This window comes from Chitinophaga sp. S165 (assembly GCF_003182155.1).
Taxonomy (GTDB): domain Bacteria; phylum Bacteroidota; class Bacteroidia; order Chitinophagales; family Chitinophagaceae; genus Chitinophaga.
The window spans coordinates 1,823,064-1,840,937 of record NZ_QGTG01000001.1 but is presented as its reverse complement, the minus strand read 5'-3'; the positions used below and the strand labels follow the sequence as shown (position 1 = coordinate 1,840,937).

The 17,874-nt window shown below is 44.2% G+C and carries 15 protein-coding genes and 2 riboswitches; of the genes, 9 read left to right on the top strand and 6 right to left on the bottom strand.

The window, feature by feature from the left end; translation table 11 throughout:
• Nucleotides 1-99: 99 nt before the first annotated feature.
• Nucleotides 100-933 (bottom strand): ion transporter, encoded by an 834-nt coding sequence (locus C7475_RS06735; RefSeq protein WP_110052529.1) that lies wholly within the window; start codon nt 931-933, stop codon nt 100-102.
• A 118-nt stretch (nt 934-1,051) separates the two neighbouring features.
• Between C7475_RS06735 and C7475_RS06730 the strand changes: the two genes are divergently transcribed.
• Nucleotides 1,052-1,969 carry a VOC family protein gene (locus C7475_RS06730; protein ID WP_110052526.1) on the top strand — a complete coding sequence of 306 codons (918 nt, stop codon included), beginning with the start codon at nt 1,052-1,054 and terminating at the stop codon, nt 1,967-1,969.
• Nucleotides 1,970-1,982: 13 nt separating this feature from the next.
• Here C7475_RS06730 and C7475_RS06725 read toward each other — a convergent pair whose 3' ends face one another.
• Together C7475_RS06725 and C7475_RS06720 are read right to left on the bottom strand one after the other, a co-directional pair.
• A complete protein-coding gene (locus tag C7475_RS06725; protein ID WP_110052524.1) occupies nt 1,983-3,134 on the bottom strand; it encodes a YncE family protein in 1,152 nt (383 codons plus the stop codon).
• Between the two features lie 26 nt (nt 3,135-3,160).
• On the bottom strand, nt 3,161-5,173 hold the full coding sequence (locus tag C7475_RS06720) for a TonB-dependent receptor (protein ID WP_110052523.1): 2,013 nt from the start codon (nt 5,171-5,173) through the stop codon (nt 3,161-3,163).
• 102 nt (nt 5,174-5,275) lie between these two features.
• A riboswitch (cobalamin riboswitch) is annotated at nt 5,276-5,480 on the bottom strand.
• A gap of 88 nt (nt 5,481-5,568) precedes the next feature.
• A riboswitch (cobalamin riboswitch) is annotated at nt 5,569-5,766 on the top strand.
• Nucleotides 5,767-5,995: 229 nt separating this feature from the next.
• Between C7475_RS06720 and C7475_RS06715 the strand changes: the two genes are divergently transcribed.
• The 6 genes from C7475_RS06715 (at nt 5,996) to C7475_RS06690 (ending at nt 11,534) form a co-directional block, all read left to right on the top strand.
• Nucleotides 5,996-7,108 (top strand): DUF5074 domain-containing protein, encoded by a 1,113-nt coding sequence (locus tag C7475_RS06715; RefSeq protein WP_110052521.1) that lies wholly within the window; start codon nt 5,996-5,998, stop codon nt 7,106-7,108.
• Between the two features lie 82 nt (nt 7,109-7,190).
• Nucleotides 7,191-8,360 carry a PKD domain-containing protein gene (locus C7475_RS06710; RefSeq protein WP_110052519.1) on the top strand — a complete coding sequence of 390 codons (1,170 nt, stop codon included), beginning with the start codon at nt 7,191-7,193 and terminating at the stop codon, nt 8,358-8,360.
• Nucleotides 8,361-8,591: 231 nt separating this feature from the next.
• Complete coding sequence (locus C7475_RS06705; protein WP_110052516.1) at nt 8,592-9,929, top strand: protein kinase; 1,338 nt, start codon at nt 8,592-8,594, stop codon at nt 9,927-9,929.
• Between the two features lie 12 nt (nt 9,930-9,941).
• Complete coding sequence (locus C7475_RS06700) at nt 9,942-10,373, top strand: MauE/DoxX family redox-associated membrane protein (protein WP_110052513.1); 432 nt, start codon at nt 9,942-9,944, stop codon at nt 10,371-10,373.
• Nucleotides 10,374-10,414: 41 nt separating this feature from the next.
• Nucleotides 10,415-10,705 (top strand): hypothetical protein, encoded by a 291-nt coding sequence (locus C7475_RS06695; RefSeq protein ID WP_110052511.1) that lies wholly within the window; start codon nt 10,415-10,417, stop codon nt 10,703-10,705.
• A 178-nt stretch (nt 10,706-10,883) separates the two neighbouring features.
• Nucleotides 10,884-11,534: an acetyltransferase gene (locus C7475_RS06690; protein ID WP_110052508.1), complete on the top strand. Its 651-nt coding sequence runs from the start codon at nt 10,884-10,886 to the stop codon at nt 11,532-11,534.
• Between the two features lie 74 nt (nt 11,535-11,608).
• On the opposite strand, the gene C7475_RS06685 is transcribed toward C7475_RS06690, so the two are convergent.
• The 3 genes from C7475_RS06685 to C7475_RS06675 all read right to left on the bottom strand — a co-directional run bounded on the left by C7475_RS06685 (nt 11,609) and on the right by C7475_RS06675 (nt 15,810).
• On the bottom strand, nt 11,609-12,385 hold the full coding sequence (locus tag C7475_RS06685) for a hypothetical protein (protein ID WP_110052842.1): 777 nt from the start codon (nt 12,383-12,385) through the stop codon (nt 11,609-11,611).
• Between the two features lie 101 nt (nt 12,386-12,486).
• Entirely contained in the window at nt 12,487-14,625 is a 2,139-nt protein-coding gene (locus tag C7475_RS06680; protein WP_110052506.1) for a TonB-dependent receptor domain-containing protein, read from the bottom strand.
• Nucleotides 14,626-14,739: 114 nt separating this feature from the next.
• Nucleotides 14,740-15,810: an AraC family transcriptional regulator gene (locus C7475_RS06675; RefSeq protein ID WP_110052504.1), complete on the bottom strand. Its 1,071-nt coding sequence runs from the start codon at nt 15,808-15,810 to the stop codon at nt 14,740-14,742.
• A 167-nt stretch (nt 15,811-15,977) separates the two neighbouring features.
• Between C7475_RS06675 and C7475_RS06670 the strand changes: the two genes are divergently transcribed.
• Together C7475_RS06670 and C7475_RS06665 are read left to right on the top strand one after the other, a co-directional pair.
• Nucleotides 15,978-16,976 carry a hypothetical protein gene (locus C7475_RS06670; RefSeq protein WP_110052502.1) on the top strand — a complete coding sequence of 333 codons (999 nt, stop codon included), beginning with the start codon at nt 15,978-15,980 and terminating at the stop codon, nt 16,974-16,976.
• A gap of 42 nt (nt 16,977-17,018) precedes the next feature.
• Entirely contained in the window at nt 17,019-17,825 is an 807-nt protein-coding gene (locus tag C7475_RS06665) for a helix-turn-helix domain-containing protein (RefSeq protein ID WP_110052499.1), read from the top strand.
• The last annotated feature ends 49 nt before the right edge of the window (nt 17,826-17,874 follow it).

Genomic DNA, 17,874 nt, shown 5'->3' with positions numbered 1-17,874 from the left:
TGAAGAACCGGCAATATTTTCGCGATAGCCTGAATTATAGGTCAGGACTTATTATCTGGTGTTTTATATGCCAGTGATTTAAAGTGATTTATCTGTTTATTAAAGTGCAGTGCCGCAATATTTACAATAACGGGCATCATGATCATGCCCTTCTCTTCCGCAAGACGGACATGCCTGACTATCCTGTTTCTGACTTTTGGCGGCAAGCGCCATTTCGGTCGTAACAATGCCTGTTGGAACAGCAATAATGCCATATCCCAATAGCATGATAAAACTGGCGATAAACTTGCCCAAAGGAGTAACCGGCGCTATATCGCCATAACCTACTGTGGTAATGGTGACAATCGCCCAGTAAACAGATTGTGGAATGCTTGTAAAGCCATTGTGAGGGCCTTCTACCAGGTAAATGATGGAGCCCAGAATAACAACTGTGCTTACTACAAACAAAATGAAAATGCTGATCTTACGGATACTGTTAAGAATGGCAATATATAAAAAGCGCATTTCCGATAGGAAATGAACCAGCTTGAAGATCCGGAATACACGTAGTAAGCGCAGCGCGCGGAATACCAGCAATGACTGAGAACCAATATAAACAAAGCTGAGATAGCTGGGAATAATGGCCAGCAGGTCTATGATGCCCAATACGCTGAACATGTATTTTAAAGGCTTTCGGATACAGATCAGTCTCAGGATGTATTCCACCGTAAAGGTCAGCGTGAAAAACCATTCCAGTATGAAAAAGATCATGCCATACCGTGCATGTAACGATGCTACACTGTCGAGCATTACAACAACAATGCTTAAAAGAATAAAAGCAAGCAACGTGATATCGAATGCTTTTCCCGCAGTGGTATGAGATTCATAAATAACCTCATGCAGCCTGGATTGCCAGGGGCGCAGCTCATCATTATCAGGGGCTTTTTGTTCCATACCTGAATATACATCTTTTCTGTCACCTTAGTTTAAAGGTAAAGTGCAAAGGATGCTCGTTGTTATCTATAACAAGCTTAAATTTATAATACTAAATTTATCACTTAAATCGTCCGTTATGACTAACCACCAATTATTCACTAATTGTTTCTGGTTTGATAACCAGGCTGAAGAAGCAGCGAAATTCTATACCTCCATCTTTCCGCAATCAGGTATAGGTGATATTACAAAGTATGGCAAGGAAGGGTATGAAATTCACAAAAGACCAGAAGGCACTGTAATGACCGTTGAGTTCAGTTTGGGTGGTACGCCCTTTCTTGGGTTAAATGGTGGTCCGGTATTCACGCCCAATCCTTCGATCTCTTACTTCGTTGTTTGTGAAACGGAGGCTGAGACAGAGGCACTCTGGAAAAAGCTGGCGGAAGGAGGGATGGTGCTGATGGAGATAGATAAATATCCCTGGAGTGAAAAGTATGGCTGGGTACAGGACCGGTATGGATTTTCCTGGCAGGTCTCCCTGGGGAAATTATCTGACACTAACGGACAGATTATCACGCCTTCGTTGATGTTCGTCAAAGAGCAGGCAGGCAGAGCGGAAGAAGCTATCCGGTTCTACTCTGCTGTCTTCAGAGATTCCGTTACGCGTGGCATATTGAGGAACGGGCCGGGAGAAGAGAATCCGGAAGGCATGGTGAAACACGCACAGTTTAACCTGGCAGGAGAGGAGTTTATGATAATGGATAGCACCGCAGCACATAATTTTTCTTTCAATGAGGCGATATCATTCGTAATACATTGCAAAAACCAGGAGGAGATAGATTATTATTGGGATCGGCTGACAGCAGGTGGAGGCCAGGAAAGCGAATGCGGTTGGCTGAAAGATAAGTTTGGTGTATCCTGGCAGGTAGAGCCGGTACAGCTGATCGATATGCTGAAAAGCCCGGATAAGGAGAAAACGGAACGTGTGATGAAAGCTTTTATGCAGATGAAAAAGTTTGATCTTGAAAGGCTGGAAGCGGCTTTTGAAGGAAGATGAAATACAGACAGGCCTACAGGCCTGTCACTTTCCTTGTCGTAAATACAAAATGCGCGGGAATATCGCCTGTCGCTACGTCCCATTTATATTTTCCATCAGGAGTGAAACAATACAGCCTGCCAGGCGTAACATAATTCTTAGCATCAGTTACATATATTTCTTTCGTTTCCGGATTGATGGCGAGTCCGTAAGGTATTTTGATCTTTTTATCGGTACCATCCGTGATGAAGTTCCTTGTCACAATGCTTTTAGTTTTGGTGTTGACTATCGCGTAACTGATAGTATTGCTGTTTGTAACATAACTCCATTCTGTGCTGTACATATAAATTGAATCACCGCTAAGTGTCATGTTGCTGGCAGGAAGGTCCAGTACATCTGATACTTCATCTGCTGCATTAATGATATAGGTATTGGAACGGGTGTTTTTGTAATCGCCACGCGATGTGACGTAAATATTGCCGTAATGATCTTTTTCCATGCGATGTAAATTAATACCTACGGTGATCTTCTTCGTTTCTTTAAAAGAGTTAAGGTCGACCACAGAAACAGTATTATCATATTTGGGAACACGGTAACCACCGGAGTTGGCGACATACAGTTTGTTATCCCGTATCACCATTTCTTCCGGCTGATAGCCCACCACGCAGGTATCTTTTACGGTCAGCGTAGTTGTATCCACCCGTGCCACATAACCGAGACGCGCATTAGGATCGATCAGCACAGGACCTGCATAAGAACTGACGTAGGCATATCCTTTATCAAAGGTGATATACCGGCAGTTGGGAATGGAAATTGTCGCGATGTGTCTGGCTGTTGTAAGGTCCATCACTTCTACAAGGTGGGACACATTGATAACTGCATACAGTTTGCTACCATAGATCTCGATATCATTGCCCACGTCTCCCAATTCTTTTACTACGCCGGGATTGACGGTAGGGAAGATGTTCTTATGGTAGATACCGGTCTCATAGTCGAAATAATCAAGCGTTGATTTGTTGCTGCCCATATTGGCCTCATTAAGCAGATAAAACCCTTTTACCTGTCCTGTTATGCCTGGTGCAACAGGAGTAACGGTAGGAGGTACAGCTTTTTCGTCTTTGCGGCATGCATGAAGCATCAATGCGCACATTAGGAGCAGAAAGGAAATGTTATATGTATGTTTCATGCTTATGGTTATTGTATTGTAATGTACTATAGTGTTATGCCTGCCGTTATTTTGAAGTTAATTCCCGGCATAGGATACCATTGCACAACCTCATATTGCTGGTTAAGTAGATTATTCACTTCTGCCGCCAGCCTTAATTCGCCCTGTTTGAGACGGAGGTTTTTTGATAATGATATATCATGTGTATACCATGGCCTCGAATAATTTTCCGGAATGTTGGCCTCAGATTCATAACGTTCTCCTGTATAGATAAAGCTGTAATGAATACCCCATCCGGCATACGCAGGGCTTATCACCACAGAGCCGCTATGCCACGGTATGTAAGGGATCTGTCCCCCGTAGTAAGGACTTGTATGGTCTGTGAAGTCCTGCGCACGCTGGTAAGTATAGCTTAACCGGGAAGCTAGTAACCCTGCCTGTCCCAGCCTGAGATCCGTTTGTACGGCTACATCCAGTCCACGTATCTCTGTATACCCGAGATTGACCATTGTCCACCGGAACTGATTAGAAGTAGGCATTGCTACGATCTTATTTTTTACCTGGTTGAAATAAGCATCTGTCTGTACTTCGAGTTTTTGCAGAGTACCATTTTCCCATTGATGGATGTAAGTAGCGCCTGTATTGTATTGGGTTGTATACTCCGGGTCCAGCAGTTTATTGCCGATGAATGTATAGTACAGGTCGTTGAGGGTGGGCATCCGGAAGATGCGTTTATAGAAAGCTCGTAAGCTTAAGTCAGGATTTTTGAACGGCTGAAAGGCCAGGATAAATGAAGGCGTATATTCATTTTTGTCGCTCGCAGCGTCTGCGGCTGTTCTTGTACGCTCATGTACGAAGGTGCCCAGCAGGGAGGCCTGCATCTTCAGTCTGCCGAGCTGCAGGGATGTGGCTATAGCAGCCAATTCCGTATAACGGCTGGGGTAAACGAAGTCCACGAGATCAGCACGGAGGGTATTGTACAATATATCTGTAGAAACGTTGATGCTCCAGGATGGTAGTATAGAAAATAAATTAGCCGATGAAAAATAGGCTTCCTGTTGATGGTAGTGGTTGTCAACATACATGGTAGTAACATCCTGTCGTGGGTCTGAGAGATAGTGCAGGTAGTCATAAGCATATTTACCACTCAGCTGCAGGCTGTATAACTTACTGAAGCTTTTGCGGTAACTGCCCTGTGCGAAGAAGTTCTGGTCCCATTGCCTGTCCTGGTGTCTGAACTTTCCCGGATCTTCCCGTACAGCAGCCCCTGGATATCCTCTTTCAGAACTATAGAAGTATGCTTTGGCTTTCCATTCACCATCTTTGATCTTCCCGAAAAGCCCTGCTTCCAGGCGCAGAGTGGTCACATCACCATTCTTGCGGTACTCTGTTGTATCATAGCCGTCTTTTTTACTGTAGCTAAATTTATAGCGGCCATCAGTATACAGGTATTCAGCATTGACGGACGTACTGACATTCCTGCTCAGTTTATGTTCCCAAAGAATGGAAGGATTGATCAATGAAAAGGAGCCTGTCTTGAAAGTAGCCTTGTAATTATCACGTTTCACGTTATCAAAGGCCGGCACGCGCGATACCATATACACTGCACCTGCAGAGGCATAGTCTTTCGCCGATTGGAATATGTTACTTTTCTGACCATTATAAAGCGATACAGCTTCCACGTTGTCAAGAGAGAACCTGCCGAGGTCCACAGTGCCGTTTTGTGCATTTCCTAATTCGATACCATCATAAAACACTCCTGTATGTTGCGTGCCCAGGCTGCGGATGTTTACGGTCTTTAAACCACCAATACCGCCATAGTCTTTTACCTGTACGCCGGAGAAATAGCGGATGGCGTCAGCTACAGAATAGACGCTGAGTTGCTTTAAAGCAGTGCCTGATAAAGTTTGGACAGGGATAAGTTGTTTCGATATCTTATCTGCATATATGACTGCTTCACCAAGTTGTTTGATCTTGCTGGTATCAGCCTGCTGCGCAATAAGAGACCTCGCTGGCGCGAGCGATACAAGTAAACAGGAAACAGCTTTTAAAAACCTCATAATAACCGTTTGTACGGCTATCGCAAAAGGATGGTACAGTAAAACAAAACAGATTGTGTAAACACAAGCAGATCGTTATACCCTGGCTTCATTTCGCGAAAGCCTCGTATTCATGTTTCTGGCAGGTCTTCTGACTTACTCCCGTGCTGGAACATCCTTCCCATCCGCCTATGGCTTACAGTGGATATTTTTGTTCCAGACGTTTTGATTGAGCTTACAGCAGCGCGTCTGTTCAGGATTTACACCTGATTCCCTATTAATCCTGTTCTCCCGGGCAGAGAACGGAACCAAAGACGTGGCGAAGGTATATTTTTTTCGTTAAAAGGAGAGCAGTGTTTCATAGCTCGTAGTGGTGCTGTTCATCCATTAAGTTGTGTGTTATATAAATTTGGTGTAAGTTCGTGCCTGCAATTGGTTGCCTGTGCATAACGCCGGGCATTAAAAGGGAATCCGGTGCAATACCGGAGCTATCCCCGTAGCTGTAACCTGAGTACGATTTCGGTATCTCTCTTGCCACTGTCCGCCTGAGGCGGATGGGAAGGCTGCCGGAAGATCAGGGAGCCAGAAGACCTGCCCTTTGCAACTTCATTCAGGCGCTTTCGGGTGAAAGGCGGAGGATGTCGGCCTATAAGGTTCTATATTCTTTTGTTGGTGTAAAATACCCCCTTGCGCATGCCGGCTCTTGTGGTTGTATGCGGATTTTATTTGTCTATACTTTTGATCTGTAATAACGCAGCATTAAAAGTTAAGACTGGCGGAGCTATGTGCATAATCGTGCTTGAATGAAAGGTTATCAAAGTGAATAACACTTAAACCTTTCATATGAAAATCAAACTTTACCTGCTCGTACTGGCAGCAGCGATCCCATTGCTTAATGCATGTAAAAAAGAAAACGTCAGCGAAAGTCTGACCCTTGATTCCGAAGTAGCTGTTGCAAAGGCTGCAGCAGTGGCTAACTATTCAAACGGCTTTTTCGTAGCGAACGAAGGCTGGTACGGACATGGCTCCGGCGACCTGCATTTCTATGATTATAGCACCAATACACTTACGCTGAACATCTTTGCAGCGGCAAATCCTGGTAAGACCTTAGGAGGTTCTACAAGTACTTTGCAGTTTGCTACGGTATTCCAGGGAAAACTGTATGCCGTGGTGAAGGTAGGTGGCCCGTTGGTAGTAACTGATGCCACTACACTTGTTGAGACCGCGCGTCTCGCTACTTTGCCTGGCAACGACGGACACGCCTTCCTCGGACTGGATGCTACGCATGGTCTGTTAAGCACAGGTACAGGTGTTTTTCCGATCAGTCTTCCGGGACTTGCTACCGGTACTAAACTATCCGGTGTAAACAGCTATACCGGCGATATGATCAAAGCGGGAAACTACATCTTTGTACATGCGCAAACAGAAGGCATAGTTGCGTACAATGCAACTACAATGGCTTTTGCAGGCTCGTTCGGAACGGCTAATCTCTGTTTTGCATTAGGTAAAGACGGTGCTGTCTATGCAGCCAAAACCGATTCCCTGATACGCATCAATCCGGCTACGCTGGCACGCACTGCTATTAAGCTGCCATTCACAACACCATCACCATGGGGTGCATGGCGTCATTCTGCTATCGCAGCATCTACTACCGATAGTGCGATCTTCATTGTTAAGAATAATGGATTCGCAGGTGGTACCACCTTGTACCGTTATGTGATCGGTAATACCGCATCTTTAACTACGCCATTCATTGCGCTTCCAACCGGCCAGTATTTTTATGGCGCAGGCGCTGCGTATGATAAGAGCAACAACACACTGGTAGTGACCACCCTGAACGGTGCAATGACCGGTAATGTAAATACTGTGCTGCGTTATAATGCATCGACCGGTGCATTGATCAATTCAGTTGTTTACAACGGCTGGTATTTCCCGGCTATGCCTGTATTCCATTAACCGTTGTGTTTATATAATGGTCCTTCCCATCGGCATAAAGATGGGAAGGATCTTCATCTACCATTAAAATAAAAAGATTTTCATGCGAAGAATTCTAATCGCTGCAACAGCGATATTATTTGTGATCAGCAGCTGTAAGAAAGACGATGAAACACAAGCGCCGCAGGTAGCGCCTGAAATTACCATTACAACACCTGAAGGAGGTTTTGCTGTCGATAATATGAAGTGGTTAAGGGTAAACCCGGTTGTAAAAAGCGATTCCGCTACAACAACCTATCTCTGGACCACAGGCGGTGATACGCTCAGTATGAATAAGAACCTGATGTATGTATTTGCGGAAGCAGGTACATATACGCTCACCTTCTCCGCAAAGAATAGTATAGGCACTTCACAACAACAGATTACCGTGAAAGTAGCTGAAAAGACATATGAGAACGGTATTGCCAAAGTGTACGAATACTTCCCTGCACCGGGACAGTTTGTGAATAGCCTGCCTACCTGGGATGCCGGTGATAAAGATGAGCAGATCATCAGCAAAGCTGAAGAGCAGCTGAAGACAAACGGTATGATCTCATTAGGCGGATTCGGTGGTCATGTGGTAGTTGGATTTGGTCATACTGTTATTAATAAACCCGATGAATATAGCTTCCTCGTTGAAGGCAATGGCTTTGCTAACTGGGCGGAACCTGGCATTGTTATGGTATCTGCCGATGCAAACGGTAATGGTCTGCCTGACGACGAATGGTATGAAATAGCAGGGTCTGAATACAAAAGCCCGGGAACTATCCATAACTATCAGATCACTTATTATAAGCCTGATGAGAATAAGGAACCTACACCGGATGGCATGTATCAGAGTGATACAACATATATCAGATGGAAAGATAACCAGGGTAAGTCAGGTTATATTTCTAAAAACGTTTTTAATACAACTTCTTATTATCCGCAATGGAAAGGGGACAGTATTACTTTCACTGGTACAAGATTAACAAGTGAGAATATTGAAGACCTTTCAGGGGAGGGTACCAATTATATAAGCCCGGCATTTGAATTCGGTTATGCCGATAACTGGGAGAATACGGCTGAAAAAGCAGCCATAAAGATTAGCTGGGCAGTTGATAAAAATGGTGTTCCTGTGCGTTTGCCAGGTATAGATTTTATTAAGGTCTATACAGGTATGCGGGCTGAAGCCGGATGGCTGGGTGAGATCTCTACTGAGGTCACGGGAGTAAAAGATCTTAATTTGAAATAACAGTGAACATTGAATGAAAGGGGCGCAGATCGCGCTCCTTTTTTATTTACTTCCCTTACAGCTATTTACCTGAGAGACGGTATTGGACGATAAAAAAGATGGCGGTGCCGATGCCATAACTTACGAAAAAGTAGTGCGGACAACTTTCAGCAGATAATAGTAACTTAGTGATAAGTTAACCTACTGGTACCATTGGCGTCAACCCTATTGAAAAATCAAAACCTCAAAGTGATGCTTCAATATCCCGGCCTGGAGAAGGCATTCGAGTTGCAGTTAAATGAAAATGACATATTGCTGGAACACGCAGGAGTAAAATTCACAAACGATCATATCTGGCTTACATCCCTCGATTTCAGTGCCTCACGCGGCTGGTTGATCTGCCTGTCGGTAAGGACGTTAAGTTTGCAGGCCCTGCTCAGTGACATACTACCAGTTTTGAAAGACGATCGTACGATATTCAGGATCATCAGGAATGAACATGAGGCCTACCGGCTACATGCGGGCTTATACGGACCACACCTGATCGGTAAAGGCATACAGTTTATTGCCCGATCGGAAGACGATGCACGGCATTTAATAGACAGGTTGCTGCCCCTTACGGGACATTATACAGGACGTGTTATTCAGGATGCTATGCGTATTTCGAATATTATTTACGTACAGCGCCTGGGTAATAAGAAGCCGGAGAAAGAACCTTTTCCATTCGCGGTAGAGAAAAGATACCTGAAGCCGGTAACGCGGAAATTCGTAGGTCACTTCTATATGCCTGTGGAAGAACTTAGCTATAATCCGAAGACAACTATTTACAAGGCATTTAATTTAAAAAATCCTTTCAGGTGGTGCCTGATCAAACAAGGTAACAGCCATACTGCCGACGATCATTTTGGCAGAGATATACGGGACAAGCTATCATGGCAGAAGAAAGTGATAAATGCCCTGGAAAGGCATGTAAGGACCCCAAAATTCATCGATCTCGTCGAGTATGAGGCATTCTCCTTTCTCGTTCTTGAATACGTGGAAGGGCCGCATGCGGGGCAAAGGATTGAACAGCTCAGACAGGGAAGGTCCTGGAGGGACCTCACGGCCGGCACGAAGAAGATAATACTGGAGACTTACTTATCTATATTATCAATTGTACAGGATATGCATGCCGCCGGATACGTACACCGGGATATTAATGAAAAGAATTTCATCATTGACAGCGCGAACAGGACATACATTATTGATTTTGAAATGTCCTGCAGCCTGAATGACGGACTTCCAGATCCGCCTTTTACATTAGGTACCGTTGGTTACATGTCTCCGGAGCAAATGAACTATATGAAGCCTCATGTTGGTGACGATGTTTATTCACTCGGCGCCCTGCTCGCTCATTTCCTGACGGGAGAATTACCACAGCGGATCTTTTTTGGAGAGCTGTACACCGTTAGAGAGAAATTAGCGGAGTATGTACTTGAGCCTCTGCTGGCAGATCTGATAATAGGAATGACGAATATTAACCCGTCAGAAAGACCTTCCCTGAACACAGCCATCGTACAAACCGAAAAACAGATCATTTTTTACGCATAAATAATCACCCCTATGAATTGGAAAAAATCCGCCCCTTACATTACGTCCGTGATGCTGGTCCTCTTGTTTACCTATACAGGACTGGACAAGCTTTCAGATATGACCATATTTGAATACGGTCTTAAAGCCCAGGTATTCCATAGTGCAATGATCCCTGCATTGAAATGGGGAATACCATTAGTTGAGCTGCTTATAGTGATACTGTTGCTGATCCCCCGTCTGAATGCCGCCGGCATTGTAGCCGGTACGTTCCTGATGCTCTCGTTTACCGTTTACATTGTACTGGTGATGTCGGCCGTATTTAGCAAAGTACCCTGTGCCTGTGCAGGTGTTTTTAAAACAATTACCTGGCAACAGCAATTGGCACTTAACCTCGTCGTACTTATTCCCGGAATATTAAGTACCGCTTTCATATGGCGGAAAATGCGCACGCCAATAGCATAACCGGTTTTTTATCATTCAAATCATCATTAAAAAGAAAATCTATGAAAATCAAACTGTCAAATGTATTTCTGATTATCACTTCGCTGCTGGGTATAGCTGCAGTCACCGCTAAAGAAAAAAAGGATGTCTTCTATTATGAAAAGGATGATACCGGTGAATGGTTCATCCGCGCACATGGTGGTGCTCCCTATGATCCAACCTGCTGCATTTCAGGAGGCAATTCGGCCTGTTTTTATATTATAGGGTACGAATTCCTCTGGGCGCGTGTGGACGAAATAGATCCAGCGTCTGTTACCCCCGTTGGAACGAATCAGACCGATTCCTGCAGGTAATTTGTAAAGCCTTATTGTATGAGAGAGCCTCATACAATAAGGCTTTTTACTATGTCATCTATGATTAGTGGTTCGAATTTTATTCATTAACAACGCGTTAACATTGAGCAGGCCCGAAAATAGTAATTTACCCGTGTTTAATTCCAGCAGATAACCTCATAATACCAAAATACCATTTATGAAAAAGATCGCAGTCTACGGGGCTGGCGGCTTCGGACGTGAAGTCAAAATGTTAATCGACCAAATCAATGAATTGGGTACCCAGCATTCAAAATGGGAGTTTGCAGGATTTTATGACGACGGCCTGGAAAAAGGCTTGATAGTAAACGGTTTTCCTGTATTGGGAGGTGTACACGATCTTAATGAAATCCAGGAGGACACAGATATTGTGATTGCTGTGGGCAATCCGATAACCAAAAAGAACATCATCGGAAAGATAAACAACCAGCGTGTTCATTACCCCGTTTTGATCCACCCTAACGTGCTGATCGGAAAAGACGATGTCTCCGTTGGAGATGGTTCTATTATTTGTGCCGGTTGCATCATTACCGTAAATATAAAGATCGGCAAACATGTTATATTGAACTTAAGCTGCACCGTCGGACATGATACTGTCATTAACGACTATTGCTCTTTTATGCCTTCAGTGAACATTTCCGGAGAGGTCAGACTATCACAGTGTGTATATGTTGGCACTGGAGCGCAGATCATTAACAGGGCCGATATAGGAGAAGAGACGATTGTCGGCATGGGAGCAGTCGTGTCAAAGAGTTTACCTGCAAAATGTACTGCCGTCGGCATACCTGCAAAACCTATTAAATTTAATTAACACAAAAGGCTGCATTAAGCAGCCTTTTGTAATTTGTAAAGTATTTTCAATCGCTATGCAGAAACGTACCATGATCAGAACTTGATCTGTAATTTCTGAGAAGTAAGTTTGTTGTCTTTGTAATACTCGAAAAACCACTCTCCGTCCTTCTTGAATACAATACCATTGGTAGCCCCGCTCTCAGCTATAAAATGATCCTGCACAGAAGTCTTGAACAGTGTCAATACTTTTTGAGGAGTAGTGTCGATCAGCTGATATCCGATAGGAGTTGGCTGTGCATATAAGGTGCCGGTTGTTTCAGTAACTGCCGGTGCTGCGGGTACCTGTGCAGGAGCCGGAACTGGTGCTGATGGCGGCGTAGCAGCTGCAGGCGCTACAGCTGGCTGTTGTGGTTGAGGCAACGCCTGTGTTGTTGCCTTAGTGCTGTCATATTTATAATCCACATCATTCAGCGAAGTGAATGCATCTCTCAGGGCGAGGTCATATGCCGCCTGAAATTCTTTCTCCCGGCTTTTACCTTCTTTACTTTTAAAAATGATATTACCCTGGCAGTCCTTCAACAACAACGTAAGATTTGTCACGAACAACCCTTTTTTCTGCACTACTTCAGCCCTAAGCGCATTACACTTATTGGTTGCTAATTCCGTGGGCATCTCCTCATTACCTACAAAGGCGGTAAATCCTTTTTCATTCAACAGCAGTTTGGTCAAAGTATTCAGTCCATACTGGTTATCGGCCTTGAAGAAATCGAACCTTTCCGGAACGAGTACATACTTGTAGTTATTGATCGTAGTCTGTGAATAGGCTGTTACCGTAAATAGTAAGAATGCAAATATTGTGTACAGTTTCATATAATTCATTATTTCATTGTCGTGAATATATGCAAAAAACGTACAAATATTTAATAATGAGGAATATAGTAAGTAAACCACATATCTGGCGCCTTAAAACGCTACATCCCGGCCCTGTTTTCTTCTTCATTCTTCCGTTGTTGCTTGCCCTTATGTGTTGATCTGCCAAAGCTGTAATTGACGGAAAAAGCCACCCGCTGAATGCCGAACCAATGCTGCAGTTCATTGTCTATGATCTGTTTTTCCCGGAAGATAAATTTAATACGGTAGGTGTTGAATATATCATAATAGTTGATCCTCGTGTTGAGTTTCCCATTGAGCCAGTTCTTGCGCAAACTGAGATCAACGTTACCTACCGGCCTCCAAACGTACAGGCCATTACCACTCAGCGAACGGTAGTAATAAGAAATATCAAAAGTAATTTCACGGGGAAGCGTGAACACCTGGCTGCCGGAAACAGTGTAATCATATATAGGGATCTCATAGTTTACCTCATGATAGGGCATTAGTTCCTTTTTGTAGGCGCCCCTGATATTATGGTTCATTTTCCACCAGGGAGTGACGGTTAACGGGAAGCTGATCTCAATACCGGCGAAGTCGTTATGAGGAAGGTTCTTACCCAGGTATTGCAGGATGTTGGTAACGCTGTCATACTCCGGATAGCGCGTCATAGGGTCTGACTCCCTGCCGGCAAAAAGGTTCACATTAAACGGTCCCCTGGTATAGGCAAGACTGAGCATATCCGTTGTGGAAGGAAGCAGGTAAGGATTGCCGACCCAGTAATTCAGCGGACTGAAATAGAACCGGAATGGGTTCAGCTGCGAGAAGTTGGGCCGTGTCATACGGCGGCTGTAAGACAGAAGCACTTGCTGACCGGTATTGATAGCATACGTTAGACTGAAGGAGGGTAACCACTTCAGATAATCTCTTTTTGTCACCTGGCTTTGCGTAACAGCATTGGCTTTACTATGTGTATGTTCTGTCCGCAGACTGATATTATAACTTATCTTATTGAGGGTATTTTCATACGAGATATAAGCGGCTGAGATATATTCGTCATATTGAAAATTATTGGTCCGGCTGCTATCCAGGACGAAGCCCTTTTCCGTGGTCAGTGTGTCATACCGTAGGTCATTCCTGGTACTGGTAAAAGCGAATTTAGCGCCCGCACCTAATTTACCTTTGCTGATGTTGCGGGTAAAGTCAGCCTGCGCCATGCGGATCAGGATATCATTCTTCAGTGCCGTGTTCCAGTGTTGCCATAGCTCGTCCGTAAAAGCATGTATGTTCCTGATATCTTCATGCTGCCGGTTATTGATCTTAACAACCGAGCCGAATACCTCCAGCAGGGTTTTCCTTACCTTGAGCGTATAGTTCAGATTAAATGCATAGGTATGTTGCTTCGGCCCAAAGTTATTATGACTGTGAATCTCGGAAAGCAGATTTTCGGCCGTCTTATCCCTGGTGTGCAACGTATTGAATGAATAGATGTCCTGGTCCTGCTGATAAGTCCTCACCGTTAGTCCCAATAGCTGGTCTTTTTTCAGATTATATTCCACTCCGAACTGAAGATTGATATTGTTATTGCCGGTGACCGTACGGGTATTCGTAGCCTGGATATTGGTGTTGGCAAGATGTTGTAGTGCCTCATAAGTACGGATGGTTTTCCCTCTGACATAACCTAACCGGGTACTGTAGGCCACCTTTTTTGTTTTGTATGACAGGGAAAGACTGCTTTCTGTTTGATTGTAAGCATGCTGTTGCATATTTATGGCGGCATTACCCTGCCATCCCAGGGTCTGGTCCTTTTTCAGCCTGATATCAATAATGCCTTTGTGCTCGCCATCATACCGGGAAGAAGGGTTGTTGATCAGCTCAATAGATTCGATCGTATTAGGCGGAAGGCTGGCAAGATAATTTTGTAACTCTTCTGCACTCATAGGAACAGGTTTCCCGTCAATGAATATACTGGGTGTGATCCTGCCTGACATCTGAATCGTACCATCGCCATTTACTTCTATGCCTGGCAATTTTCTCAGGATGTCAATGGCGTTGGCAGCTGTGGCCAGCAGCCGGTTGCCGGAAATGTTGACCACCATTTTATCTCCCCGTCGCTGCATAGCCAGTTTTTCACCGGCCACTACTACTTCCCGGAGTGCAATTTTGCTTGTGTCATTCATCTGCGCCAGGGCAGGAAAAGAAAAAATAATCAGAAGAAGGATCAATAGGGCCCTTGTCATTATCGTAGTTTTCCGCAAACCTACAGGCAGGGGCGACAGGTGCCGTCCCGGTTCAGGAAATCAGGTGTACGGATTTATAAAACCGTACTATGCGAAAAGTTAAATGATTGATTATCAATAAAGTGTTTGAGCGCTATTTTGAAGGCCGTCCTTGTAAAGTGCCGGAGTAGTATCTTTTATTTTCTTAAAAGCGGTATAGAAAGTTGACTTGGAATTGTACCCGACCTCGTAGGCGATGGCCTCAAACGTAAGGTGACTATTCGTAGCGATCAGTTTACACGCCTCATTGATCCTGTACTCATTGATATAAGTAGAATAACTTTTACCGAGGTTGTCATTCAACAACTGGGATAACTGATGTCCTGAAATATTGATCGTCTTGGCCAGGTCGTTCAGTTTAAGGTTAGGGTCTTTATAGAGCGCTTTGTCCTCAATAACTTTTTCAAGCCTGGCAACCCACGTCTGTGCATCTTCCTCGGCGATCTTCTTCCTTTCCTGCCTGATGGCTGTCGAGGTAGGATCATATCCGCGGCCATAAGAATAAAAGAAAATGGTGACGTACAAGACAAGTGTAAAGCAAACAGCGCCGCTGAGACACCATCCTGGTATCAGTCTTAGCAAGGCCATGACATAGGCCAGGTGAATAACGGCATTGCCCAGGTACAGTATCATACATGACCGCTCGTTGGGGCTTAACCCCGAAAAATCAGTTAGACCTGCTTTCAGGACATCTTTCAGCAGGAAGCCGGAAGCTATAACGTAGAACAGCCATTGAGCGTAAATAATATAAACCACCACGTTGTTCCAAAACCAGGGGTAAGTCTGGTAGGGTGCGATAGTACCTCCAACTAACAATATGCCCAGCAGTATCCCCCAGTCCCTTCTCCAGGACGCCGGTATCCGCTCGGCCTTTATCAGTATTGCCTTGAAATAGTAGTATAAAGAAGGACCGATAAGAAAGCAGGCGGACAACCCGATTTGCAGATAGATCTTAGGCAGTTGAGGATTGAAATGTGCAAAGGTTGTTTTTACCACCCTGATACTCACCGCCATCAGCAGTAAACCCAGGAACAAGGTGGCTACAGGTTTAGCCTTTTTCAGGATAAACAGATAGAGGCTTAACATGATGCCGTTTAAGGCGCCCATTACGCTGAAAATGAATAGTATTTGCTGACTGATGTTCATAAGGTTAACCAGCGATCGGAATCTGTGGTAATTTTTATAGATGAAATATAAGCGGAAGTTAAGTAAAAATCGCCTCGTTATGATACCGCCCGTAAAACTGGCTGACACTTGCAAATTATTTTCTATTTTGTGCGCCGCATTACCCTATATGAAATAAAAAAAATAAGATGTTCGAAACACTTGCAAACCTCACAGGATTAAGGATCGATGATTCCAGGATGATTGAATTTATGGAGAAGAACGGATACAAATACCCCAAGAAGCCCTTTATTTCCAATCGCTCAACTGATACTACCTATTGGGTGGAAAATAAAAAACTGGGGATCGATCTGTTGTTTTCAGCTCAGCCCTATCTTGAAAATTATCCGCTGGTCCAGGGAGAGAAAAAAGGCGTCTTTATACCCATGCTGACCAACATAAGATGGTATAACAATAAATCAGGTACGGAGTTTCCCTTATCCCTGGATTTTAATCACAAATTTGAAGCGCTGAAAGAAAAGCTGGGAGAACCAACATTAAAAAGCAGTGACATTTCCCCCGTGTGGCTGAACGACGATGGAAGTGAAAGCTTTTACAGGTGGAGGATCGTGTTAGACAATGAGAAAGATATTGTCTGGGGCCTGCAGTTTGACGACGATCAGACTATCCGTGATTTTATGCTCGGACTGAAATATGAAAGCCCGGTGTTTGAATTATACTATGCCATGCTCTATGGGAAATTTGAAACGTTTCAGGCATCGCAGGATAATTATAAAACAACTTCTTTAATGTTCCTGCAATGGGCTATAGAAAGAGAACTGGTAAAAACGAATGATGTAACCGCCGCGGTAACAACGGCCGTTAAAGAAGGAACATCGCCTGTTATTGAATGGGTACGCGTTCTAAATAGAGGATATATCCTGGACGATGATTTTACAGCTGAACAACGCTTTATCAGGGCATATGTGAAGAACCTGAGTGGGCATGACATCCTTTATACCCGCGACTTTGCTCACTTGTTTTTAGAAACGGCAGAGCTGAGAGAGAATTATTTCAGTGAAGCAGCGAGGAAACAGCTGAACGCAATAGCTTATAACGAGGAAAACTACGGAAAAGTAAAGTCATTAATTGACAAACGACTGGCCGAATACCAGCAACATAAATTCAGTCAAAGTAAGCAGTTGTAGCTGCTTGCCGGGGCGGATGTTAATCGTTAACTTAGCCTTGTAATGGTTGAAATCTTCGACGATATAAGAAAGATCTACGGCTTCAGTGCACCTCGTCCTGAACTGGAAGACTATATTGAATTTTTCTCCGAATCATCTTCCGAAGAAACGGCTTCATTTGCTAACAATAAATGTTTTACGGTAAAAATGTTCCCAAGTTGGACACCTACGATGTGGATCAACCTGGGAACGCCGTATCAACTGGTAGCCGGTGACAGTTGTTACGCGATCGGCGCATCAAATGATGTGCTGCTCTTAAGAGACTCGATCGTAGAGCGTGTTAACCTGCCGTCAGATCATATCTTCTCCGTCAAATTCTTCCCCGGTGGACTTGAAGCAGTGCTGGGCATTGACCAGACGAAATTCATCAGCAAGATAGTAGCATTAAATGAGGTGTTGCCTGCGGCACTTATTCTTCAGGTTAAAACAGCTGCTTCTTTCGAACAACGGATGGCGTTGCTGCAGGATTTCTTCTTGCTGCAGTATTCCAGGCGACGGAAGCAGGACCATTATATTCATATTGTAAAAGATAGTATCGATCTGTATACGGCAAACCGTATGCAGTATAACACCGGCCAGGTTGCAGAGCGAATGTTCATTACCTCGAAGACCATTAACCGCTATTTCAATAATATTGTCGGCGCCAGTCCCAAAAAGTATTTCTCGATCCTGCGTGCAAGAGCCGCTTTAACAGCTTACGTTGCCGGTAAGGAGGCCTTCTCACCCTGCGATCATGGCTATCATGATATGAGCCATTTTTATAAAGAAGTAATCAGGTTCACCGGACAGGGACTCGCCGCTCAACGCTAAAAATGTCCGTTTTTTACCTGGACTGGCAACTGCTGCTAATCTACTTTTG